General features: G+C 71.4%; 24 protein-coding genes. 7 read left to right on the top strand and 17 right to left on the bottom strand.

Features of this window, described 5'->3' with window-relative positions:
• Nucleotides 1-37 precede the first annotated feature (37 nt).
• From ITJ59_RS04990 to ITJ59_RS04965, 6 genes are all read left to right on the top strand, one after another.
• Complete coding sequence (locus tag ITJ59_RS04990) at nucleotides 38-718, top strand: hypothetical protein (RefSeq protein ID WP_194650027.1); 681 nt, start codon at nucleotides 38-40, stop codon at nucleotides 716-718.
• 76 nt (nucleotides 719-794) lie between these two features.
• Nucleotides 795-1,703, top strand: coding sequence for a universal stress protein (locus ITJ59_RS04985; RefSeq protein ID WP_194650026.1), 909 nt, complete (start codon nucleotides 795-797; stop codon nucleotides 1,701-1,703).
• Complete coding sequence (locus tag ITJ59_RS04980) at nucleotides 1,700-2,587, top strand: universal stress protein (protein WP_194650025.1); 888 nt, start codon at nucleotides 1,700-1,702, stop codon at nucleotides 2,585-2,587. Before ITJ59_RS04985 ends, ITJ59_RS04980 begins: the two co-directional genes overlap by 4 nt.
• Nucleotides 2,584-3,429 carry a universal stress protein gene (locus tag ITJ59_RS04975; RefSeq protein ID WP_194650024.1) on the top strand — a complete coding sequence of 282 codons (846 nt, stop codon included), beginning with the start codon at nucleotides 2,584-2,586 and terminating at the stop codon, nucleotides 3,427-3,429. The genes ITJ59_RS04980 and ITJ59_RS04975 overlap by 4 nt, the downstream gene beginning before the upstream one ends.
• An 80-nt stretch (nucleotides 3,430-3,509) precedes the next feature.
• Nucleotides 3,510-5,111, top strand: coding sequence for a GAF domain-containing protein (locus tag ITJ59_RS04970; protein ID WP_228511063.1), 1,602 nt, complete (start codon nucleotides 3,510-3,512; stop codon nucleotides 5,109-5,111).
• Nucleotides 5,108-5,749 (top strand): response regulator, encoded by a 642-nt coding sequence (locus tag ITJ59_RS04965; protein WP_194650022.1) that lies wholly within the window; start codon nucleotides 5,108-5,110, stop codon nucleotides 5,747-5,749. Before ITJ59_RS04970 ends, ITJ59_RS04965 begins: the two co-directional genes overlap by 4 nt.
• Before the next feature lie 15 nt (nucleotides 5,750-5,764).
• On the opposite strand, the gene ITJ59_RS04960 is transcribed toward ITJ59_RS04965, so the two are convergent.
• The 17 genes from ITJ59_RS04960 to ITJ59_RS04880 all read right to left on the bottom strand — a co-directional run bounded on the left by ITJ59_RS04960 (nucleotide 5,765) and on the right by ITJ59_RS04880 (nucleotide 20,461).
• Nucleotides 5,765-6,940 (bottom strand): flagellar hook protein FlgE, encoded by a 1,176-nt coding sequence (locus ITJ59_RS04960; RefSeq protein WP_194650021.1) that lies wholly within the window; start codon nucleotides 6,938-6,940, stop codon nucleotides 5,765-5,767.
• A 59-nt stretch (nucleotides 6,941-6,999) separates the two neighbouring features.
• Nucleotides 7,000-7,443, bottom strand: a complete 444-nt coding sequence (locus tag ITJ59_RS04955; RefSeq protein ID WP_194650020.1) for a flagellar hook assembly protein FlgD — start codon at nucleotides 7,441-7,443, stop codon at nucleotides 7,000-7,002.
• 25 nt (nucleotides 7,444-7,468) lie between these two features.
• Complete coding sequence (locus ITJ59_RS04950) at nucleotides 7,469-8,935, bottom strand: flagellar hook-length control protein FliK (protein ID WP_194650019.1); 1,467 nt, start codon at nucleotides 8,933-8,935, stop codon at nucleotides 7,469-7,471.
• A complete protein-coding gene (locus ITJ59_RS04945; RefSeq protein ID WP_194650018.1) occupies nucleotides 8,932-9,660 on the bottom strand; it encodes a C40 family peptidase in 729 nt (242 codons plus the stop codon). The genes ITJ59_RS04950 and ITJ59_RS04945 overlap by 4 nt, the downstream gene beginning before the upstream one ends.
• Complete coding sequence (locus ITJ59_RS04940) at nucleotides 9,657-10,088, bottom strand: flagellar FliJ family protein (RefSeq protein ID WP_194650017.1); 432 nt, start codon at nucleotides 10,086-10,088, stop codon at nucleotides 9,657-9,659. Before ITJ59_RS04940 ends, ITJ59_RS04945 begins: the two co-directional genes overlap by 4 nt.
• On the bottom strand, nucleotides 10,088-11,431 hold the full coding sequence (locus ITJ59_RS04935) for a FliI/YscN family ATPase (protein ID WP_194650016.1): 1,344 nt from the start codon (nucleotides 11,429-11,431) through the stop codon (nucleotides 10,088-10,090). The genes ITJ59_RS04940 and ITJ59_RS04935 overlap by 1 nt, the downstream gene beginning before the upstream one ends.
• The gene (locus ITJ59_RS04930) at nucleotides 11,428-12,093 is read right to left on the bottom strand and encodes a hypothetical protein (RefSeq protein WP_194650015.1); all 666 of its coding nucleotides are present in this window, start codon (nucleotides 12,091-12,093) and stop codon (nucleotides 11,428-11,430) included. The genes ITJ59_RS04935 and ITJ59_RS04930 overlap by 4 nt, the downstream gene beginning before the upstream one ends.
• Nucleotides 12,086-13,135, bottom strand: coding sequence for a flagellar motor switch protein FliG (gene fliG / locus ITJ59_RS04925; protein ID WP_194650381.1), 1,050 nt, complete (start codon nucleotides 13,133-13,135; stop codon nucleotides 12,086-12,088). Before fliG ends, ITJ59_RS04930 begins: the two co-directional genes overlap by 8 nt.
• A 14-nt stretch (nucleotides 13,136-13,149) precedes the next feature.
• The gene (gene fliF, locus ITJ59_RS04920) at nucleotides 13,150-14,820 is read right to left on the bottom strand and encodes a flagellar basal-body MS-ring/collar protein FliF (protein ID WP_194650014.1); all 1,671 of its coding nucleotides are present in this window, start codon (nucleotides 14,818-14,820) and stop codon (nucleotides 13,150-13,152) included.
• Nucleotides 14,820-15,161: a flagellar hook-basal body complex protein FliE gene (gene fliE / locus ITJ59_RS04915; RefSeq protein WP_194650013.1), complete on the bottom strand. Its 342-nt coding sequence runs from the start codon at nucleotides 15,159-15,161 to the stop codon at nucleotides 14,820-14,822. Before fliE ends, fliF begins: the two co-directional genes overlap by 1 nt.
• The gene (locus tag ITJ59_RS04910; RefSeq protein WP_323749401.1) at nucleotides 15,161-15,556 is read right to left on the bottom strand and encodes a flagellar basal body rod protein FlgC; all 396 of its coding nucleotides are present in this window, start codon (nucleotides 15,554-15,556) and stop codon (nucleotides 15,161-15,163) included. Before ITJ59_RS04910 ends, fliE begins: the two co-directional genes overlap by 1 nt.
• Entirely contained in the window at nucleotides 15,553-15,897 is a 345-nt protein-coding gene (locus ITJ59_RS04905; protein WP_194650012.1) for a flagellar basal body rod protein FlgB, read from the bottom strand. Before ITJ59_RS04905 ends, ITJ59_RS04910 begins: the two co-directional genes overlap by 4 nt.
• Before the next feature lie 538 nt (nucleotides 15,898-16,435).
• Nucleotides 16,436-16,705: a hypothetical protein gene (locus ITJ59_RS04900; RefSeq protein ID WP_194650011.1), complete on the bottom strand. Its 270-nt coding sequence runs from the start codon at nucleotides 16,703-16,705 to the stop codon at nucleotides 16,436-16,438.
• Complete coding sequence (gene fliS / locus ITJ59_RS04895) at nucleotides 16,695-17,168, bottom strand: flagellar export chaperone FliS (protein ID WP_194650010.1); 474 nt, start codon at nucleotides 17,166-17,168, stop codon at nucleotides 16,695-16,697. Before fliS ends, ITJ59_RS04900 begins: the two co-directional genes overlap by 11 nt.
• Before the next feature lie 10 nt (nucleotides 17,169-17,178).
• Entirely contained in the window at nucleotides 17,179-18,576 is a 1,398-nt protein-coding gene (fliD, locus tag ITJ59_RS04890; protein WP_194650009.1) for a flagellar filament capping protein FliD, read from the bottom strand.
• Nucleotides 18,577-18,683: 107 nt separating this feature from the next.
• Nucleotides 18,684-19,523, bottom strand: coding sequence for a flagellin (locus tag ITJ59_RS04885; protein WP_181437623.1), 840 nt, complete (start codon nucleotides 19,521-19,523; stop codon nucleotides 18,684-18,686).
• Between the two features lie 119 nt (nucleotides 19,524-19,642).
• Nucleotides 19,643-20,461: a sigma-70 family RNA polymerase sigma factor gene (locus ITJ59_RS04880; RefSeq protein WP_194650008.1), complete on the bottom strand. Its 819-nt coding sequence runs from the start codon at nucleotides 20,459-20,461 to the stop codon at nucleotides 19,643-19,645.
• Nucleotides 20,462-20,929: 468 nt separating this feature from the next.
• Between ITJ59_RS04880 and ITJ59_RS04875 the strand changes: the two genes are divergently transcribed.
• Entirely contained in the window at nucleotides 20,930-21,415 is a 486-nt protein-coding gene (locus ITJ59_RS04875; RefSeq protein ID WP_194650007.1) for a flagellar protein FlgN, read from the top strand.

Genomic DNA, 21,415 nt, shown 5'->3' with positions numbered 1-21,415 from the left:
TGCGGCCTGCGGAACCGAGTCGACGGAGGGCACGAACATGACCACCAGCACAGTCAGCGCAACCGACCGGGCCGCCCGCCCGCTGGTCACCAGGGTGCCGCCCCGCACGGCGTGGGCACGGCTCGCTGTGCAGCACCGAGCGGGCCTCCTCGCACTGACGAGTGAACGAGCGGTTGACCACAGCGCACGCCTCGACCACACCGATCCCGATCGATCCCGCGTGCGCCGCGGGGCACGCGATGTCGGTCGCAGCGATCAGCTGTTCCACGACGTCGCCCGGATCACCGCCGTCGCACCGATCGTGATCACGGGCCGCGTCGGTCTGGCAGTGCATCCGACGGCGATCGGTTCGGTCGAGCTCATCGTCGACGACGGGGTTCCGGCGCCCGTGCTCGCTCTGCAGCTCGCGGCGACGATCGTCGCCGGCAACAGGGTTGCCCTCGGAGTCCCCAGGTCGGTCGGTCCGATCGTCGTGCAGTACCTCGAACGGCTCGCCGTGCTGCTGCCCGCAGGTGTCCTCTCGGTGCGGTGCGGAGAGCGACTCGTCAGCGGAGGGCACGACCGGTCGATCTGGCTCGGCGTGAGCGGCCCAGCAGTCAGTCACAACGAGCTGGAGCTGAACCTGGCCGGGTTCACCCAGTTGGTCGGCCTCCAACAGATCACACCGACACCGACAGCTCTCCACACGCAGTCGAGTCCTCGGGACCTTCGGCACTGACCGGCGCGATCCGACGGAAATACCGTGATGCGCGTCGGTGGAACTCCCTCCGGCCGGAGGGGCAAGGAGTCACAGCATGACGCGCTACAGGATCGGCATCGACGACACGGTCGCCGGCCAGAACGCTCTGGCATGGATCGACGCGAACGTCATCTCCGAACTCGACCAGGTCGAGATCGTGATGATCGGTCAGCGCCGCCGCGCGGGCCTCGCCGGCTCGCCGGCCGCACTGCTGTACGCCGCGCAAGAGCGACTGCGTCGCCGTCACCCGCGCCTCGACATCACGGTCCACGCACCCGAGCACTCCGACGGCACCGGCCCCACGGTCGAGGCGGACGTCCTCGTGATCGGCGTCCGGCAAGCATCGTCCGTCGCCCGCGCACTGTCCGGCTGGGTACCGGAACGCGTCACCGCGAACTCCGGCATCCCCGTCATCGCTGTCCCCGAGCACTGGGAAGAGCACCACGGCAGCATCGTCGTCGGCATCGACGCCGACACGTCGGACACCGCACTCGCGTTCGCGGCCGAGCATGCTCTCGCCGCAGGGTGCGAGCTGACGATCGTCCGTGCGTGGCAGGTCCCGACCGTGTCGACGCCCTACGGGTACGCCTACGTCGAAGAGGACCGCGAGATCTGGGCGCACCAAGCCGAAGAACTCGTCGGCCAGTTCGCACGCCGCGCTCTGGAGCAGTTCCCCGGCCTCCGGGTCCGGACCGCCGTCCGGGAAGGACGCGCCGGTCACGTGATCGCCGGACTGTCCGACGCGGCGTCCTTGCTCGTCGTCGGCCGCCGCCACCACACGCTGCTCGGCGGCGCACTGTTCGGGTCGGTCGGGCAGCAGCTGCTGCGCGAATCCGGCATCCCCGTGGCGACCGTCCCCCCGGACGCGACCCTGCACAGCGGCCCGCACCACGTCGTTGCAGACGCCGAGCACGATCAACCGCACACCGACTCCTCGGTCGTCGCCACCGCGGGTGCACGATGAGCGGGACCGTCGAGCGGCAGCACATCGTGGTCGGGATCGACGCGCACGCCGCGAACGACCGCGCGGTCGACTGGGTCGTCGCGGCTGCACGGTCGTACCCGTGCGACATCGAACTCATCACCGCGATGGACAGCATGGTCTCGGATCCGGTCGCAGCCGAGGAACGACTCGCACGGGTGCGACGCCGCCTCGCCGGTGGCGCGGGGTCGACGGTCCGATCGGAGCTCCGATTCGGTGATGCTGCGACGGTCCTGGTCGACGCGGCTCGTCACGCACAGCTGCTCGTCATCGGCTCCCGCCGCGACCACCCCATCCGCACGGCACTCGACGGCTGGCTGCCCGAGCGCATCCCCACACGGTCGACGGTCCCCACGGTGGTGGTCCCGTCGGACTGGTCCGGCGGAAGCGGTGACGTCGTCCACGGCGTCGACGACGACATCGCCGTCGCAGCGCTCGACGCCGCCGCCCGGACAGCGCTCCGACTCGGTCGCGGGCTGGTGCTCGTCCGCGTCTGGCGTGCACCCAGCGCCGACGACGAGGGCATGCTCGCCGCGCTCGGTGACCCCGCGCGGCACGAGGACCACGGCCGTCGGATCCTCGACGACGCGGCCCGGATCGTCTCCGGCCGGTTCCCGACGCTCCACACACGGCCGCTGCTGCTCGAAGGCGTGCCCGGCAGGGTGCTCGCATCGATCGCTGTCTCCGCGACGCTCGTCGTCATCGGGCGGAACCACCGCACCACGCTCGGGGGTGCGCTCGGCGGTTCGGTCGCGCACCGGCTGATCCAGGACAGCCGGACCCCGGTCTGCGTCGTCCCCGGAACCACCGCCGACGAACGAGCGCAGATGTCCGAAGCCGACGCCCTGGAACGGTCCGCACCATGAGCACCGAGCAGATCACCGTCGGCGTCGACGACAGCACCGGTGCGCGCGCGGCGGTCGAGTGGGTGGCACACCGAGCCCGATCGGGGCCGATGGAGGTCGAGCTCGTGCACGCCATCGAGTGGTACGAGACCGAGGCGTACTGGGCCTCGACACGGGCGAGGTTCGAGGAGATCGGGCAGCTGATCACCGCCGAGGACCCCGATGCCGTCGTCACCCTGACGCTCCGCGCTGGCTCACCGAAGCAGGTCCTCCTCGACGCGTCCGAGCGCAGCGACCTCCTCGTCATCGGTGCGCACCGCTCACGGATCATCCGCTCTGCTCTGGCGGGATCGCTCCCGGAGTCGATCGCCACCCTCGCCGCCGTCCCCGTCGTCGTGGTCCCCGATGACGCGGTCATCCGTGACGGCACCGTCGTCCTGGGCGTCGCCGCGGGAGAACCGGATGCCGCGGTGGTGTTCGCTGCAGCCGAGGCGGCACGAAACGGCGTCGCGCTCAGCCTGGTCTCGGCGTGGCAGCTGCCGGTCCCGATGGGCGCACGACCGGTCACCCTCGCCGAGGATCCCGGGCTCTTCCGCGAAGGTGCCGAACTCGACCTCACCGACGCGACGGCCATCGTGCGCGCACAGGCTCCGACCATCGTGGTCCACGCTGCCGTCGCCGAGCGTTCGGCGGCACAGGCGCTCGCGGAAGCGGCGACCGAGGCGGCGCTCGTGGTCGTCGGTCGGAAGCACCGCACGACCATCGGCGGCGCCGTGTTCGGATCGACCGCTCGTGATCTCTTCCACCGCACCCGCACACCGGTGTGCGTCGTCCCACCCACGTGGCGGCGTTCCCACCGGTGACGACGGCCGTGCTCCGGCCGAAGGTGACCGAGTCCGCATCGGGCGGGGATACCCTGCACGGCAAGGACGGGACGGACCACATGGAACGGCAACTGCACTTCCCGGACGTGGCACGGTCAGATCTCGAACGCAACGTCGCCGACCTCGTCCAGCACGCACACGCCGTCCTCCGGACACAGGGGCGACTGCGGAGCCTCCTCAGCGCGAACCGGCGCATCGTCGAGCACCTCGACCTCGCCGACACCCTGCACGCGGTCGTCGAGACCGCGGTCGAACTCGTCTCGGCGCGCTCGGGTCTGCTGACCGTCTCGAGCGCGATCGGCGGGACCGAACGCTCCGTCCACGCCGGCGAGGATCGTCCTCTGGACCTCGCCGAGGACCGAGGGCGACAGATCACGGTCCCGATCCGCGTCCGTGACACCGTCTACGGAACGTTGCGACTCGACGGGACGGCCGAGGCGGAGTTCACCGACGAAGACCAGGAACTCGCCGGTGCCCTCGCCGCGACCGCCGGCGTCGCCATCGACAACGCACAGCTCTTCGAGCACGTCCGCCTCCGCGAACAATGGACCACCACCACGTCGGAGGTGACCGCGGCCCTCCTCGCCGACGACGACGCCTCGGACGTCCTCGCCATGGTCGTCGACCGCGTCGGAGCGTTCGTCGACAGCGAGCTGGTCTCCATCGTCGAACCAGTCGGCGATTCGGAGATCGTCCGTGTCACCGCCGCCTCCGGCAGACGGGCCGACGACGTCCGCGGCCGGCAGTACAGCGCGGTCGGAACCCTCGCCGGGGACGCCATGACCACGCAGCGGGCGGTCTCCAGCGACCTCAGCGGGTCACCCACGGTCGCCGAGTGGCAGCCAGGACTCGGTCCGACGATCGCGATCCCGCTCCGCGCCTTCGGTGGCGCGCTCGGGGCGCTGATCGCATCGCGTGCCCCGGGCGGCGCACCCTTCACCGCATCAGAGCTCGACATGGCCGCTGACTTCGGTCGCCAGACGAGCGTCGTGCTCGCCGTCGCGCGCAGCCGCCACGACCGGAGCGCACTCGACCGCGCCGAGGAGCGCAGCCGGATCGCCCGTGACCTCCACGACCACGCCGTCCAACGGCTCTTCGGAACCGGACTGGCGCTGCAGTCGATCGCCCGGGCCGGCCCCGCGCCGCTCCGCGAACGACTCGAGGAACAGGTCACCAACATCGACGAGGCGATCAGCGAGATCCGCACCGCCATCTTCGCGCTCGGCGCGATCGAACGGCCCCGCGCCGACTCCGTGCGCGATCGGGTTCTCACGACCGTCGCCTCGATCGCGACCGCGCTCACGGTGCAACCGTCCGTGACGTTCAGCGGACCCGTCGACCTCGACGTCCACGGCCAGCTCGCGGACGACCTGATCGCCGTGGTCCGCGAATCCGTCACCAACATCGCCCGCCACGCGCCCGGATCTTCCAGCCAGGTCCGGATCGCGACGGCCGGCGGCACCCTCACCGTCCTCGTGTCCGACGACGGCCCCGGGCCGTTCCCCGGAGCGACCACCCGGCGGAGCGGCATCGCCAACCTCACCACCCGCGCCGACCGCCGCGGCGGGACGTGCTCCGTGACGACGAGCGACCGAGGCGGCACCGATGTCCGTTGGACCGTCCCGTTGCCGACGAGCCACGGAAGCGAGCTCGAGTCATGACGACCGTGTTCCTGCTGGACGACCACGAGATCGTGCGCCGCGGCGTCGCCGAACTCATCAACGCCGAACCCGACCTCGAGGTCGTCGGCGAGGCCGCGACCGTGGCGCAGACCTTCGGCAGGGTCGCGGCGACCCAGCCGGACGTCGTCGTCCTCGACGTCCGGCTGCCGGACGGCAGCGGGATCGACGCGTGCCGTGACATCCGTTCCGCGTTCCCGCACATCGCGTGCCTCGTGCTCACCGCCTACGACGACGAGTCCGCAGCCGAGGGCGCCGTGCTCGCCGGAGCCGCCGGCTACGTCGTGAAGGACATCCGCGGCCAGTCGCTGGTCAGCGACATCCGCCGCGCAGCTGCCGGTGAACGGCTCCTCCCGCAAGCGCTGACAGCCCGCGTCGCGGATCGCCTCGCTCGGACACTGCCCAGCACGGACCCGGATCTCTCGATGCGGGAACGTCAGGTGCTCACGCTCATCTCCGCGGGGCTCACGAACCGCCAGATCGCCGAACAGCTCGACCTCGCCGAGAAGACCGTGAAGAACTACGTCTCCGGCCTGCTCGCGAAACTCGGGATGGAACGACGAACCCAGGCCGCGGTCTACGGCGCGACCAACCGCCCGACGGGTCCGGGCGGTCGGTAGCCGAGGGCTGCGTGCCTACCGCTTCAGGTTCGTCAGCTCCTGCAGCACCTCGTCCGAGGTCGTGATGATGCGTGCATTCGCCTGGAACCCGCGCTGCGCCACGATCAGGTTCGTGAACTCCTGCGACAGGTCGACGTTCGACATCTCGAGCGTGCCGGACGCGAGCGAGCCGACGCCCGCCGAACCCGGGGTCCCGACCGATGCCTGGCCCGAGTTCGCGGTCGCCCGGTAGCCCGACGCCCCGGTCTTCTCGAGGCCTGCGGGGTTCGCGAAGGTCGCCAGGGCGATCCGTCCGAGCGCCAGCGAGGCGCCGTTCGAGAACGACCCGGTGACGGTGCCGTCCTTCGAGATCGAGTAACCCTGCAGGGAGCCGGCCTCGTGGCCGTTCTGCGACGAGATCGACGCCGTGTTGAGCGACGCGAACCCGGACAGCTGGGTCATGTCGACGGTGATGCCGCCGACGGCGAGGGTGGAGCCGGAGGCGATCGAGCCGTCGGCCTTGAAGGTGATCGTGCCGGTGGCAGAGGTCCCCTGCCCGTTCGACGCCGAGACGTTCCACCCGGTGTTCGTGCGGGTGTACGCGAGCGACATGGTGTGCTTCGTGCCGTACTGGTCGTACACGGTCGCGTCGCGGTTCAGCGTCTCGTTGACCGGGGTGTCCGACGGCAGGTTGCCGCTGACCGTCGCCGAGGTCGTCGAGGTCGCGGGTGCGGCGGCGTCGAGGGGCAGTCGGATGTCGGTCAGCTGCCCGCCGTCGTTCACGACGCCGTTGGTCGCCGAGTAGCCCTGCACGATCTTGCCGTCGGCGGTGACGAGGCGGCCGTTCGCGTCGAAGTCGAACGCGCCCGCGCGGCTGTACACGGTGTCGTTGCCAAGCCGGGTGACGAAGAAGCCGTCACCGGAGATCATCAGGTCGGTGGCCTTGCCAGTGGCCTGGGCCGAGCCCTGCGCGAAGTTCGTCGAGACACCGGCGACCTGGACGCCGAGGCCGATCTGCGCCGGGTTGGTCCCGCCGATGCCGGTCTGCGGTCCGCCGGCGCCCTGGGTCATCTGCGACAGGGTGTCCTGGAAGACGGTGGTCGACGACTTGAAGCCGACGGTGTTGACGTTGGCGATGTTGTTGCCGGTGACGTCGAGCATCTGCTGGTGCGAGCGGAGGCCGGAGATCCCGGAGTAGAGCGAGCGGAGCATGGTGCGTCCTTTCGGAGAGGCAGGAAGAGCAGGAAGAAGGAGGAGGAGAAGCAGCGCGGTCAGGAAGCCGGAGCGGTGGTGGTGATGCCGGAGATCACGTCGAGAGCGACCTCCTTCCCGTTCACGGTGACCGTGGGGACGCTCTTCGCGTAGGACACGGCCGAGGCGGTGCCGGTGACGGCGGTGCCGGTGGAGGCGTCGGTGTAGCTGACCTGCTTGCCGACGAGGTTCGCGGCGGCGATCCGCATCTGCAGCGAGAAGTTCTCGTTCCCCGTCGTGGTCTGGTTGGTGATCTGCTCCATCATCGCGAGCTGCGTCTGCTGGCTGATCATCTGGTTGGTGTCCATCGGCGACGACGGGTCCTGGTTCTGCAGCTGCGTGACGAGCAGCTTCATGAACACCTCGGAGTCCATCGTCTGGGACTTCTTCGCGGTCGTGGTCGCGGCGAGGGCCGCGGCCTGTGCAGCCTGGTCCACGCTGCCGGTGATGCCGTCGATGGGCATGGTTGCGTTCCTGTTCGTGAGCCGGTCAGGCGAGGACGTCGAGTCCCGCGGTGCGGATGGTGGAGGTGGTGGTGGCGGAGGTGGGCTGCGTGGCGGGGGTGCGTCGCGCCTCCAGGCCGGTCTCCGCACGCTGGCGGCCGTCGGCCGGACGCTGGTCGCGACCCGGCGACTCGCCCGGGTGGTTCTGCGACGACAGGTCGAGCGTCGTGCTCAGCCCGGTGCCGGACGCGTCGCGCCGCAGCTCCGGCAACACCTGGCGGACCGCGTCGCGGCCCGCTTCGGACGCCGCGAACAGCTCAACGTGCATGCCGTGCGCGGTGACGTGCGCGCGGACCGTGACCGGTCCGAGGCTGTCCGGCACGACCTGCACGGTGACGACGTGCTCGCCGGGGCCGGCCTGTGCGAGCGAGAACACCGGCCGCGCGAGTTGCTGGGTGAGCGGTGCGGCCGTGGCCGACGGAGCCGCCGCGGCGGGCGCGGTCGTCGGCGTCGTGGGCAGGACGAAGGGCGTCTCCCCACCGCGTGTGGGCAGGCCGACCGGGAGGCCCGGATCACCCGCCGTCGACGCCTGCTGCTCCGTCCCGTGGCCGGTCTGGGCACCGCGTGCGGCGGTCGCTGCGACGGAGGTGACGACGACGGGGGTGGCGCTCGCCGGGCCGGCTTCCACGGTCGGGTTGGTGGGCGCGGTCGGGTTGGCGGGTGCGATCGGTGCGGGGATCGCCGCCGCCAGCGGTGCGGCGGCTGCGGTCGGTGCGGCGGTCGTCCCGGCGGCGGTCGTGGAGGCAGCGGCAGCGGGTGCACCGGCAGCGGCAGCGGCAGCGGCAGCGGCTGTGGCTGTGGCCGGTCCGACGTCGCCCGGGGTGGACGGGACCATACCCGGCTGCGCGGTGGCGGCCCCGGGCAGCGCGGCCGCGATCGGGGCGGCATCGGCCGGGGGCGTCGCGGGCGTCGTCGCCACCGGGGTCGGCTCGACCGGCGCTGCGCCTGCAGCCGCGTCAGCGCCTGTCGGCGGCACGGGGGGCACGGGAGTCGCGGACGGTGCGGCCGTGGCACTCGCCCTCGCACTCGCCGGGGCCGCGACCGCACCGGTCACCGGGGACTCGATCGCGGCCGGGGCCGCCGTCGCGGGGTCCTCGGTGGAGCCCGCCTCGACCGGGGCCGTCGCCGGGGCCGTCGACGGCGTGGGCACGGACGTGAGCGTGGGCACCAGTCCGGCGAGCAGCAGCGCCTGCGGGTCGGCGGCCGGAGCCGTGGCGGCCGGGTCCGCGACCGGCGTGGTCGGCGTCTCGGGCGTGGTGCCGTCGTCGGTCGACGTGTCGGCACGGTCCGTGCGCGCCGTCGCCCGGTCGCCGGCACGACGATCGGTCGCGGCGGCGGCGGCGGCGGTCAGGGCGGCGTCGAACGAGCCGGCCCCGGCGGGGTCGGTCGCACGGGCCGGGGTGGCGGCCTTCGACGGCGCCGAGGACGGCTGGGTGGCGATGGTCAGGCTCATGCGGCGCTCCCGGACTGCATCATGGACAGCAGCGCGGCCGTCTGCAGGTCGGTAGCACTGCTCGTGGCCGTCGTCGCCGCGGTCGGGGCCGATGCCTGCGCCGGCACGATGCGGCGGATCGTGGCGATGTCGGCGTCCGAGTACCAGTTGTCGACGATGCGGACGTCCTTGCCGGGGCGGGGTGCGTGCAGCACCTTCCCGTCACCGACGTAGATGACGACGTGGCCCTCGCCCTTCGGGATGATCAGGTCGCCGGGCTGCGCGTCCTTCAGGGAGCCGACCTCGACGCCCATCTTCGCCTGGTCCGGCACGACCCGGGGCATGGTCACCCCGAGGTCCTTGAACACGGTCTGCACCAGGCCCGAGCAGTCCATGCCGGCGGTCGTGGTGCCACCGAACACGTACGGCACGCCGAGGTACTTCTTCGCGTCCGCGACGACGTCCGACCCGGTGGCCCCGCTGCCCGTGGCGATGGTGCCCGCACCGGCGTCGACCGAGGTCGCGGGGACGGTGCCGGTCGTCGCCGCGGCGCCGGCAGCAGCCGTCGCGGTGCCGGTGCCGGTGGTCCCGGTGGCCGTGGCCAGGGCATCGGCGAAGGCGCTCGACGATGCGGCCGACGACCCGGCGGACGACGACCCGGCGGTCGCGACTGCCGAGCCACCGCGCAGGGTGTCGATCTGGGACCGGATCTCGGAGATCCGGGAGAGCACGGCTTCGACGCTCATCGGGCACCACTTTCCGTGCGGCGTCGTGCCGCGATCTCGTCGAGGGCGTTCTGCTCGGTGCGGAGTTCCTCGGCGGTCTGATCGGCGGCGTGCTTGCCCTCGAGCTTCTCGAGTCCGACCGCGGCACGGCGTGCGGCGGTGTACTCGTCCTGTGCCCGGTCGGCGTCCGCGCGGCGGGTGCGGACCACGGCGTCGAGCTCCTCGAGCATCCCGCGGGTCGCGGCCCGTGCGGCGGCGACGGCGCTCAGGGTCGCGGCGTCCTCGATCGGCTGCGCGCCCTCGGCGTCGGCGAGGCTGCGGCGTGCGGCGATCCGGGCGTCGGCGGCCTCGCGGACGCGCTCGTTCGCGGTGGCGAGCGACGCGGCGGCGCGGTCCTGTTCGGTGTGGCGCAGGCGCAGGAGTCCGGCGAGCGGGAACCGGCGGGCCATCACGACACCCCCAGCTGCTGCACGAGGCCACCGAGGTGCTGCCAGGACGCGTCGGCGGTCGCCCGCTCGTCCATCCCCTGGCGCAGGAACGCGTCGATCACGCCCTGGTGGTCGACCGCGGCGTCGACGAGCGGGTTCGAGCCGCGCTGGTACGCGCCGACGTCGAGCAGGTCCTGGGCGGCGGCGCGCGCGGCCATCACCTTCCGCAGCGTCGTCGCGGCACCGCGCTGCGCCGGGCTCGTCACCTTCGAGGCCACACGGGACACCGAGCCGAGGGCGTCCACCGACGGGAAGTGCCCGGTGATGGCGAGCTTCCGGTCGAGCACCACGTGACCGTCCAGGATGCTCCGGGCAGCGTCGGCGATGGGTTCGTTGTGGTCGTCACCGTCGACGAGCACGGTGTACATCCCGGTGATGCTGCCGACCCGGTCGGTACCGGCACGCTCGAGCAGTCCGGCGAGCACCGAGAAGGTCGACGGCGGGTAGCCCCGGGTGGCCGGCGGCTCCCCCACGGACAGCCCGATCTCCCGCTGCGCCATCGCGACGCGGGTGAGCGAGTCCATCATGAGCACGACGTCCTGGCCGGCGTCGCGGAACGACTCGGCGATGCGGGTGGCGACGAACGCTGCACGGAGGCGCATGAGCGCGGGCTCGTCCGAGGTCGAGACGACGACGATCGAGCGGGCGAGGCCTTCGGGTCCGAGGTCGTCCTCGAGGAACTCCCGTACCTCTCGACCACGCTCCCCGACCAGCGCGATCACGTTGACCGCGGCGTCGCTCCCCCGCGCGATCATCGACAGCAGTGACGACTTGCCGACGCCGGAGCCGGCGAACAGCCCCATGCGCTGGCCGCGACCGACGGTGGTGAGCGTGTCGAGCACCCGCACGCCGAGCTGCATCGGGGTGTCGATCCGGGTGCGCGCCATGGCGCTCGGTGTCGCGTGGTCGAGCGGCACCCAGTCGACCGGCTCGCCACCGGCACCGGCGAGCGGTCCCCGGTCGTCGATCGGTCGACCGAGGCCGTCGAGCACGCGGCCGAACAGACCGGCACCGGTCGGCACCAGCACCGGGCGGCCGGTGGTGCGCGCCGGCGTCCCGGCGGTGATCCCGGTCAGGCGGCCGAGCGGCATGCAGCGGACCCCGGTCGCGTCGGTGGCGACGACCTCGACTGTGGTCGACTCGGAGCCCTCGCGGCCGACCGACACGAGTTCGCCGACGTGCGCGTCGAGCCCGGAGATCGTCAGGCCGAGGCCGACGGCACTCGTGACGACACCGACGCGCTGCGGAGCGGCCCGGCGCACGGCGTCGTCGAGGCCGCGGGGACGCAGGAGCGTGGCGGTCATGCGGCACCCCCGGAGGTGCCGGACGACTCGACACCGAGTGCGGTGCGGGCACGGTCGAGCGCCGTGGCGATGCGCGCGTCGAGCATGCCCTGGGGCAGGTCGACGACGGCGTCGCCGTCGCACAGCGCGGGGTCCGCGACCACGGGCACGGGCAGGTCGACGTCGGCGACGCGGGCGGCGTCCGCCGGGCTGAGCCGGACGGCCACCGGGACCGTGCGGTCGATGGACGCGAGGGCCCGCCGGACGGTGGTCTCGGCGCCGGACGCGATCCGGGCCTCCCGGTCGCCATCGGGACCGACCGACGGACGGGAGGCGCGGATCTCGTACCCGACGATCGCCTCGGCCAGGTCGACGGCCGCGCTGGCGACGGAGGCCTCCGCGTCGTCGAGAACGGGTGCGATCGTCGAGAGCATGGCGTTCGTCGCGGCGTCGAGCACCGCGATGCGGCGGACGGTGTCCGCCCGCAGCGACGCGGTCAGTGCGTCGTGCTCGGCCCGCAGCTGGGCGCGCAGGGCGTCCGTCTCGGCCTGTGCGGCGCGGAGCCCCGCGGTGTAGCCGGCAGCGTGCCCGCGGACGTCCGCGGCGGACGCGAGGTCGCGACCGGCGGGGACGCCGATGGCGGGGAACCCGACGCGGTGCACGGTGGTGCTGGTGTCAGTCAACGAGCTCGTCCTCCTCGGCGCGGTGCACGGTGATGACGCCCTGCGCCTCGAGCTCGCGCACGGAGCGGACCACCTCGGCGCGCGCCTCCTCGACCTGCGACACCCGGACCGGGCCCATGGCCTGCAGTTCGTCGTCGAGCAGTGAACGGTTGCGCTCGGAGACGTTCGCGCGGATCGTCTCGACGACGGCGCCGGCTGCGCCCTTCATGGCGGTCGCGAGCAGCTTCGAGTCGATGCCGCGCAGCACCTGCTGGATGTCGCGGGACTCGAGCTTGACGATGTCCTCGAACGTGAGCATGCGCGAACGGATGTCCTCGGCGAGCTCCGGGTCGCGCGCCTCGAGCCCGTCGAGCACGGCCTTCTCGGTGGCGACGTCGGAGCGGTTGATGATGTCGACCAGTGGTGCGATGCCGCCGACGACCTCGACGCTCTCGCGCGGGGACACGACGGCGCCGGCACGCTGGCGCAGGACACCGGCGACGATGCCGACGGCCTCCGGGGTCGCGCTGCCCATCGTCGCGAACGCCTGGGCGACGTCGGTGCGGACGCGCTCGTCGACGCCGGCCAGGACGGCGCTCGCCTGACCGGGTCCGAGGTGTGCGAGGACGAGGGCGATCGTCTGCGGCAGCTCGCCCTCGAGCAGGGTGATCACCTGGCCGGGCTCGGCGTCGTCGAGGAAGTCGAACGACTGGCCGGCCAGGTTCGAGGCGAGCCGGTCCATCACGCCCGCGGCGCGCTCGGCGCCGAACGACGCCTCGAGCAGCCCGAGGGCGGTCTCCTTGCCGCCGCGCTTCTGCGTGCGACCGTGCATCGTGAGGCGGTGGAACTCGCTCATGGTCCGGTCGACGACGGTGTCCTCGACGCGGCGCATCCGGACGATCTCGGCCGAGATCTCCTCGGCCTCCATCTCGGTGAACTGCTTCATGACCTCGGCCGCGCGGTCGGTGTCCATCTGCATCAGGATGAGCGCGACCTTCTGGGCGCCGGTCAGGTCGCGGGCGCTCGCGCCGGCGCCGCTGCTGCCGCCCGTGCTGCCGCCCATCGGCACCAGGCCGCTCACACGCCGGCCCGGTCGTCGAGGAGCCCGCGGAGGAGCTCGGCCGTGCGCTTCGGGTCGCGCTCGGCCAGCGCGGAGATGTCCTGGCGGCGGCGCTCGGCCGTGATCTCCTCGGTGGTCAGCACCTCGGTCGGCGGGTCGCCGGCGGGCATCGTCGACAGCACGGCGGTCGGGGCGTCGCTGGCTCCGAGGGTCGCACGGTCGGCCGCGCCGTCCACCGCGAGGGGCAGCTGGAACGTCTCGCCGGCGAAGGCGTCGAGTTCGCCGAGGTCGACGGCCTCGCGCTCCTGCTTCCGGCTGCGGCGGGCGATGACGAACATGATCGCGATGAGCGCGAGCAGGCTGCCGATGACGATGCCGGCGGTGCGGATCGAGGCCCACAGCGACTCCTGCTGGTCGGCCTTCTGCTGCGCCTCGAGGGCCTTCGCGGCCTGGTCGGCGCCGCTCGTGTCGAAGTCCATCATCGCGACCTTGACCTGGTCGCCGCGGGCCTGGTCGACACCGGCGGCGGCGGACACCAGGTCGTTGATGCTCTGCAGGTTGGCGTTCTGCACCGCAGAGGCCTTCGAGTTCAGCGCGACCGAGATGGTCTGCCGGTCGAGGGACCCCGCCGGGATCTGGGTGGTCTCGGTGGTGTGGTCGACGGCGTTGTTCTTCGTCGCGGAGTCGTTCTTGTAGCCGTCGTCGCCGGTGCCGGTCGTGGCGGTGCCGTTCGGGACGGCGATGTTGTCCGGGCCGAGGACCCCGGTCGCACCGCTCGACGCACCCGAGCCGGCGCCGTACTCCTCGGTGGTGCTCGACTCGTTGAGGGCCACCGGACCGGAGGTCGGGGTGGCGAAGCTCTCGGACGTGCGGGTGCCGGACTCCTGGTTCATCGTGCCGGACACCACGACGGTGGCGTTGCCGACGCCGAGGGTCGTGTCGAGCAGGTCCTGGATCTTCTTGCTCGTCGCGGCGTCGTAGTCGGCGGCCTGGTCGGTACCGCTGCCGGTGGCACCGGTGCCGACGGCCGACAGGGTCTGGCCCTTGGCGTCGACGACGGAGACGTCGGTGGGCTGCATGCCCTCGACCGCGGCGCTGGTCAGGTGCACGATCGCCTGCACCTGGTCGGTGCTGAGCTGCGTGCCGTTCTCGGTGGCGATGAACACCGACGCCGTCGGGTCCTTCTCCTCGGACACGAACACGGACTTCTCCGGGATCGCGAGCTGCACGGTCGCGGTCTGCACGCCGTCCATCGCGCCGATGGTCTTGGCGAGCTCGCCCTCCATCGCCCGCTTGTACGTGACGTCCTGCTGGAACTCCGAGCTCGTCACGCCCATCTTGTCGAGCAGCGAGTAGCCGCCCTCGTTCGACGACGGCAGGCCGTTCGACGCGGCCTTGAGCCGCTCCGAGTACACCTGCGCCTGCGGCACGAGGATCGTCGCCCCGCCGTCGGTGAGCTGGAACGGCACACCGTCGGTCTGCAGCTGGTCGGTGATGGAGCTCGCGTCGGCAGCGGCCAGCCCGGTGAAGAGCGGCGCGTACGAGGCCTTGCCGAGCCACGACGCCAGCGCGATCCCACCGAGCACGAGTGCCGCGATCGCCAGGATCGCGATGGTGCGCTGTGCGGCGGAGAAGCCCTTGACGTACGCCGACAGGCGCGCGAAGACGTTCTTGACGGCGACGGGCATCAGGCCTGCATCCTCATGATCTCGTTGAAGGCGTCGACGCCCTTGTTGCGGACGGCCGAGACGAGTTCGAGCGTGACCTGCGCACGGGTGGCGGCGATGGTCGCGTCGTGGATGTCGTCGAGGTTGCCGGTGACGGCTTTGAGCGCCAGGGTCTTCGAGTCGCTCTGCAGCGACTGCAGCCCGTCGACGGCGTTGCCGAGGCTCGCGGCGAAGCCGCTGCCGTCGGTCGTCGCGCCGGCAGCGCCGATCGCGCTCGTGCTGTCGCTGGACGTGCCGGACACGCTGGTCAGCGCGTTCGTCATCGCGTTGGTGGTCACACCGTTGACGGCGTCGATGGGCATCAGTTCTTCCCGATCTGCAGTGCCGCCTCGTAGGCGGTCTTCGCACGGTCGACCACGGCGGCGTTCGCCTGGTAGCCGCGCTGGGCCATGATGAGGTCCGCCATCTGCGTCCCGAGGTCGATGTCCGGCATGCGGACGTAGCCCTCGTCGTTCGCGAGCGGGTTGTCCGGGTCGTAGGTCACGCGGCCGGCGGCGCTGCCGAACGCGGCGCCCTTGACGTAGGCGCCGGACACACCGTTGCCCTCCTGCACCTCGACGTAGCGGGCCTGGAACGCCGTGTCGTCCATCGACTTCACGGTGTTCGCGTTCGCGATGTTGTCGGAGACGGCGTCGAGCCACTTCCGGTGCACGGTCATGCCGGTGCTCGCGATGCCGATCGCGTCGAAGGTCGTCACGAGTTGGTCCGCATCGCCGCGCGGACGCTGGTGAGCTCGGAGTTCATCGCCTGCGTGGCGAACTGGTACCGGAGCACGGTGTCGATGTTCGACAGCGTCTCCTCGTCGAGGTTGACGTTGTTGCCGTTCGTGTTGGTCGGCTCGAGGCTGCGGGCGATCGTCGGCGCGGTGTCGCCGCTGCCGTCGGTGATCGACTTCGCCAGGGCGTCCTCGAACTGGACCTTCTCGGCGTGGTAGTTCGGCGTGTTGATGTTCGCGATGTTGTTCGCGATCACCTTCTGGCGCATCGACAGACCGTCGAGTGCGCTCTGCAGCGCGACGCTCGTCACGGAATCGAACACGGTGGTCCCCTCGTCAGGCGTCGTCGAGGGGACGTCGCCGAAGCGGTGGTGGCCGATCCGTGGCCGAACTGGTGAGCGATCCGTGCTCGTGTGGCGCTATCGGTGCCCGTCCCCGGCCGCGTTAGGCATCGCCCCGAACGGGGGTGGCACGGCGGCGTCCGATGTGGAACGACGTCCCCGTTGTCGTACGACATCGATCACGTCGTACCGTGCTCACGCGTCACGTTGCATGCGCGGCTCGACGACACGCTCGTTGTCGTACGACTTCGACGATGACGCACCGTGCACGCGCAGACAGTTGCGTCCGGGGTCGGACGACATCCTCGATGTCGTGCGACGACCACCTCGTCGCACGTTGCCAACGCCATCCGTTCACGCTGAGGACGGTTGCGCTCGCCGGGCAACGACAGCATCGATGTCGTACGACGACCACCCCGTCGCACCTTGCGCCCGCCCGGTGTTGCACGCGCGGGCGAGCGACACGCTCGATGTCGTACGACGTCGAGCATGTCGTAGCGGGTCGAGCGGGGCGGACGGGTCAGGCGGAGGCGTCGAGGTACACCGAGCCGCGCGGCTCGCGGGTCGCGTCGACGGCGCGCAGCGCACCGAGGTGCTCGAGCGTCGCCCGTCGGTCCGACTCGAGTTCCGCGATGCGGTCGCGTTGCGCTGCGAGCAGCCGGGAGGCACGCCCCACCAACTCGCGCGGCACCGGACCCAGCCCGGCCGGCTCCGACCACCCGGTGCCGTCGTCGAGCGTCACGTCCTGCTCCAGGGAAGCGAGTGCCGCCTCCCAGGCGTCAGGCGACACCGAGGGCTCCGCCCGTCGCCTGCTCGCGGGCCGGCGTCGCCGGCAGCGACGCCGCGGCCTCGTGCCACGACTGCCGCAGCGGCTCGAGGATCCGGATGCAGTCGCGGGTGGCCTGCACGTCGCGGTGCACGTTCGCGGTGATGAGCGAGGTCGACGCGTAGTTGTAGACGGCGAGCAGACCCTCGCCCCCGTCCCACACGTCGATCCGCAGCGTCGACGACAGCTCTCCGACGATGGCCTGCGCGTGCAGGAGCTGCTCGCGGGCCGCGTCCCAGTCGGCGTTCGTCTGGGCGGCCTCGGCGCGGTGCAGGTCGAGCAGCAGCCGGTCGTAGAGCATCGTGACGAGCTGCGCCGGCGTGGCCGACAGGACGGCCTCGTTCGTGTACTGCGCGCGACGTTGGTCGGTCACGGTGCGGGGCTGTGCGGCCTGGCGGAAGGCGGCGGCCTGGAAGTCGAAGGTCATGGTGTTCCCGTCAGCTCGTCGTCGACGCCAGCTGGCTCGCGAGCCAACTGGACTGGGACTGGAGCTTGCTGAGGCTGGTCTCGAGGGCGGAGTACTGGCGCTGCAGGGTGGCGCGGCGCTGCGTCAACCGGTCGGTCCAGCTGTCGATCTGGGTGGTGAGGTCCTTCGCGACCGACTGCTGGCCGGCGATCGACGTCGTGATGGAGCCGTCGTACTTGTCGGACACCGCGGTCGCTGCGGCGCCGACGTTCGTGGCGATGCTCGACAGCATCGACTGGGTGCCGAGCGGGTCGGTGGCCAGCGCCTTCTGGAAGACGTCGGCGTCGAAGGTGAAGTTGCCCTCCTTCGTGATGACGATGCCGATCGACGACGGCGACTTGCCGTTGATCGGCGTCGACATCGTGCTCGTCAGCCGCTGCGTCGCGTCACGTGTCGTCGCGTCGCCGACCAGGATGCCCGCCGTGGTCGACGTGCTGCCGGTCGTCGCACTGGTCGTGCTCGACACCGAGGTGTTCGTCTTGTAGTAGGCGGCGACGGCGTTCAGGGCGTCGACGAGTCCGGAGGCGACGGCCTGGGCCTTCGTGGTGTCCTGGGCGACGCCGACGGTCACCGGGTCCGTGCTCGTCTTCGACACGGTGACCGACAGTCCGGGCACCAGGTCGGTGAACGTGTTCGAGGCGCTCGTGACGGTCTGTTCGGCGGCGGTGCCGGCCCACAGGGTGACGCTGGCGTCCTTCGCCTGCGTGACGACCGCGGCACCGATCTCGGTCAGGACGTTCGTGGCGGTGCCGGCGGCGACCTGGTCGGCGGTCCCCCGGTACACCTCGAACGCGCCGGCGGCACCGGTCTTCGCGGACGTGAGCTGCAGGCGGTAGCGCTTCGTGCCGTCGGGGTCGGTCCCCGCGGCGACCTTCGTGGCGGTGATGCCCGCGCCCGACTTGTTGATCGCGGACACGGTGTCGTCGAGGCTGCCGGACGCCGGGGTGACCGTCGTCTTCGTGCCGTCGGCGCCGACCAGTGTGATCGGCTCCGCCGCGGCGGACCAGGTCGTCATCGCCGCGGTGACGCCGACCTGTGCGGCGGCGGTCGAGCCGACGGTGAACGTCACCGACCCAGCGCTCGCGTTCGTACCGGTGGCCGCCGTGACGCCGGAGGACGAGCTGGTGGCGGTGAAGACGTCGAGCGAGGTCGCCTTCGCGGCGTCCTTCGCCTTCGTCGCGAGGGCCTGCACCAGGCCGTTCATCGTCTGCAGTGACGAGATGAACGAGTTGGTGCTGGTGAGCTTGTTCTTGAGCAGCGTCTGCGGGACGCCCTCGACGGTCATCAACGAGTTGATGAGGTCGGTCGTCTTGAGGCCGCTGACGAGGCCGTCGATCGCGAGGCTGCTGGCCGATGACACGGAGGACATCGAGGACTCCCTGCCGGTTCGAGGTGGAGGTCGGATGCGGAGGTCGCATGCGGTCGACGCCGCCTCCCGGGAGACCTGAACGATCCCGGAAGGCGGCGTCCGTACTGCTAGCGCAGGAGCGAGAGCACACCCTGCGTGCTCTGGTTCGCCTGTGCGAGCATCGACGTGCCGGCCTGGCTGAGGATGTTGTCGCGCGTGTACTTGACCATCTCCTCCGCCATGTCGACGTCGGTGATGCGCGAACCGGCAGCGGTGAGGTTCTCCTTGGCCACGTTCGTCACGTTGATGGCGTGGTCGAAGCGGTTCTGGACAGCACCGATGCTCGAACGTGCCGAGGACACGTACTTGATCTGCTCGTCGATCGCGGTGATGGCGGCCTGAGCGTTCGTCGCGCTGTCGAAGGTGAGCGCGCCGACCGCGGTCGACACGGACTCCACGTTGGACTTCGACAGGTCGACGTCGATCTGGCTCGCCGCGTCGCCGTTGGCGCCGACCTGGAACTTCAGGACGCCTGCGGTGCCGGCGGAGCCGTCGAGCAGGTTGATGCCGTTGAAGTTGGTCGACTGCGAGATGCGGGTGAGCTCCTTGGTGAGCTCGCCGACCTCGGTGGTGATCGCCTTGCGCGAGTCCTCGTTGTTCGAGTCGTTACCGGCCTGGACGGCCAGGTCGCGCATGCGCTGGAGGATCGAGTGGGTCTCGGTGAGGCCACCTTCAGCGGTCTGCACGACGGAGATGCCGTCCTGCGCGTTGCGGGCGGCGACCGTGAGGCCACCGACCTGGGACTTCAGCCCCTCGGAGATCGACAGACCGGCCGCGTCGTCGGCAGCACGGTTGATGCGGAGACCCGACGAGAGCTTCTCGAGGGACTTCGACAGGTCGTTCTGCGTCGAGTTGAGGTTCCGGTACGTGTTGAGTGCCGAGAGGTTGGTGTTGATGGACATACCCATGGTGGTTTCCTCCGTGAATTCTGGGTCGTACTACAGCCCGTCCGTGGGCTGACGTGGATGACTCTCGACCGGGTGCCGGGAGTCGTTAGGGAATCGGCGGAGAAGTTTCCGCCGACGGCTCAGCTCGCCACGACCGCCGTGGGCGCGGTCGCGTCGTGCACGGCACGCGCGACACCGGCCGCGGCGTTCGTGGCGACCTTGGCGAGGTAGGCACTGCGGCGTGCGGCCGTGGTGCGCGATGCGGGTTCGGCGACCGGGCCACCGTCCCCGTAGTGCGCGGCGAGACCGTCGCGGAGCAGCCGCATCGCCTCGGAGCGCTGCTGCGAGACGGCGGAGTGCGTGATGCCGAGCTCGGCCGCGACGTCGGTCACCGAGCGGTCGCCGAAGTACACGGCCTCGACGACGAACCGCATCCGCTCCGGCAGCGCCTCGACGGCGGCACGCAGGTAGCGGCGCTTCTCGGTCTCGAGCAGGTCGTCGCCGGGCAGCGGCAGGTCGGCGGCGACGAGGTCGTGCACGGTCTCGTCCAGGGGCGCGACGATGCGGGCCGCGTCGCTCATGGCGTCCGAGGCGGTCTGCCGGTCGACCCCCATCGCGTCCGCGATCTCCTGCACGCCGACGCTCCGGCCGAGTCGAGCGGACAGGGCCTCCTGCGTGGCGAGGGTCTCGCGGATCCGCTTCCGGGTCCCACGCGACGCCCAGTCGGCCGAGCGCATGTCGTCGGCGAGGGCCCCCGCGATCCGGGTCCGGGCGTAGGCGCCGAACGGCACGCCGAGGGTGGGGTCGAACGCGTCGGCAGCGGCGACGAGGGCGAGGGAGCCGACGGCAGCGAGGTCGTCGCGGTCCAGGTGCGTGGCTCGGGAACGGACGTCGGCGACGATGTAGCCGACGAGCGGGAGGTGCTCGACGATCATCGCGTTGCGTGCGGTGCGGTCCATGCTGATCCCCTGATCGACCTGACGTGACTGTCTCGACTCACCCGTCCCTGGGCACGACGAACGCCGGCCTCGGATGGCCGGTGCGTACGCCGAAGAACCGTCCGGATCCTCCGGACGGTGCACCCCGCGCCCCCGGAGAGGCGGTTCGAGGTCGCCCTCGTGGTGCGTTCCGAATGTATCGGCTGGCAAAGCCCTGAACAGGGGTTCATCCGTCCCCAGTGCGGGGGCATTCGCGGTGTTTCGCGGTCCACATTTGGGGGGACCCACCGAGTAGAACGGTCGTTCTCGCCCCCCGTACGGGGTGCGTTCCGGGAGGCCCGGGGGACATCCGCCTCGCTTGTCGCGTCCCCCGCCGCTTACGGCCACCGCCGTCGGGTCGATAGGTCTCGGTGTCCGCCGGATGGTGGACCCGCACGACCGAACGACCACGACCCGAACACCCGACGACGACCCACACGGGAGGAGCTGATGAGCGTGAACGACCTGTCTGCCGTGCTCTGGCGCGAACGCGAACTGCTCGAGCTGCTCACCTTCAAGCTCGAGGAGGAGCAGCTCCTGCTCACCGCCGGCCGTTCCCGCTGGGTGTCGCACGCCAGCCGCGAGGTCGAGCAGGTGCTCGAGCGCCTCCGCAGCACCGGCCTCGAGCGCGCCGCATCGAGCGCCGAGGTCGCGGAGGAGTGGGGCGTCGCCGCCGATGCTCCCTTGCGCGACGTCGTCGCCGCTGCGCCGAACGGTCCGTGGGGTGAGATCCTCACCGCACACCTGACCGCGATGGTCGAGCTGACCACCCAGATCGGCGCCCTGCGCGACGAGAACGACCGCTTCCTGCGCACCGCCGCCCAGGCCACTGAAGAGACCCTCGCCGGCACGGTCACGAACGCTGCGACCTACGACGCCTCGGGCACGTCAGGCTCCGGCTCCGACGGCGCGCGCCTGTTCGAGGGGACCCTGTAA

Origin of the sequence: Curtobacterium sp. VKM Ac-1393 (genome assembly GCF_015350995.1) — a bacterium.
Classification (GTDB): domain Bacteria; phylum Actinomycetota; class Actinomycetes; order Actinomycetales; family Microbacteriaceae; genus Curtobacterium.
This window is presented reverse-complemented; position numbering and strand designations above follow the sequence as displayed.

What these genes read in the sequence shown, in the direction of transcription:
- ITJ59_RS04990 (WP_194650027.1), top strand. Translation starts at nt 38, where the DNA reads ATGACCACCAGCACAGTCAGCGCAACCGACCGGGCCGCCCGCCCGCTG.
- ITJ59_RS04985 (WP_194650026.1), top strand. Translation starts at nt 795, where the DNA reads ATGACGCGCTACAGGATCGGCATCGACGACACGGTCGCCGGCCAGAAC.
- ITJ59_RS04980 (WP_194650025.1), top strand. Translation starts at nt 1,700, where the DNA reads ATGAGCGGGACCGTCGAGCGGCAGCACATCGTGGTCGGGATCGACGCG.
- ITJ59_RS04975 (WP_194650024.1), top strand. Translation starts at nt 2,584, where the DNA reads ATGAGCACCGAGCAGATCACCGTCGGCGTCGACGACAGCACCGGTGCG.
- ITJ59_RS04970 (WP_228511063.1), top strand. Translation starts at nt 3,510, where the DNA reads ATGGAACGGCAACTGCACTTCCCGGACGTGGCACGGTCAGATCTCGAA.
- ITJ59_RS04965 (WP_194650022.1), top strand. Translation starts at nt 5,108, where the DNA reads ATGACGACCGTGTTCCTGCTGGACGACCACGAGATCGTGCGCCGCGGC.
- ITJ59_RS04960 (WP_194650021.1), bottom strand. Translation starts at nt 6,940, where the DNA reads ATGCTCCGCTCGCTCTACTCCGGGATCTCCGGCCTCCGCTCGCACCAG.
- ITJ59_RS04955 (WP_194650020.1), bottom strand. Translation starts at nt 7,443, where the DNA reads ATGCCCATCGACGGCATCACCGGCAGCGTGGACCAGGCTGCACAGGCC.
- ITJ59_RS04950 (WP_194650019.1), bottom strand. Translation starts at nt 8,935, where the DNA reads ATGAGCCTGACCATCGCCACCCAGCCGTCCTCGGCGCCGTCGAAGGCC.
- ITJ59_RS04945 (WP_194650018.1), bottom strand. Translation starts at nt 9,660, where the DNA reads ATGAGCGTCGAAGCCGTGCTCTCCCGGATCTCCGAGATCCGGTCCCAG.
- ITJ59_RS04940 (WP_194650017.1), bottom strand. Translation starts at nt 10,088, where the DNA reads ATGGCCCGCCGGTTCCCGCTCGCCGGACTCCTGCGCCTGCGCCACACC.
- ITJ59_RS04935 (WP_194650016.1), bottom strand. Translation starts at nt 11,431, where the DNA reads ATGACCGCCACGCTCCTGCGTCCCCGCGGCCTCGACGACGCCGTGCGC.
- fliG (WP_194650381.1), bottom strand. Translation starts at nt 13,135, where the DNA reads ATGGGCGGCAGCACGGGCGGCAGCAGCGGCGCCGGCGCGAGCGCCCGC.
- fliF (WP_194650014.1), bottom strand. Translation starts at nt 14,820, where the DNA reads ATGCCCGTCGCCGTCAAGAACGTCTTCGCGCGCCTGTCGGCGTACGTC.
- fliE (WP_194650013.1), bottom strand. Translation starts at nt 15,161, where the DNA reads ATGCCCATCGACGCCGTCAACGGTGTGACCACCAACGCGATGACGAAC.
- fliS (WP_194650010.1), bottom strand. Translation starts at nt 17,168, where the DNA reads ATGACCTTCGACTTCCAGGCCGCCGCCTTCCGCCAGGCCGCACAGCCC.
- fliD (WP_194650009.1), bottom strand. Translation starts at nt 18,576, where the DNA reads ATGTCCTCCGTGTCATCGGCCAGCAGCCTCGCGATCGACGGCCTCGTC.
- ITJ59_RS04885 (WP_181437623.1), bottom strand. Translation starts at nt 19,523, where the DNA reads ATGGGTATGTCCATCAACACCAACCTCTCGGCACTCAACACGTACCGG.
- ITJ59_RS04880 (WP_194650008.1), bottom strand. Translation starts at nt 20,461, where the DNA reads ATGGACCGCACCGCACGCAACGCGATGATCGTCGAGCACCTCCCGCTC.
- ITJ59_RS04875 (WP_194650007.1), top strand. Translation starts at nt 20,930, where the DNA reads ATGAGCGTGAACGACCTGTCTGCCGTGCTCTGGCGCGAACGCGAACTG.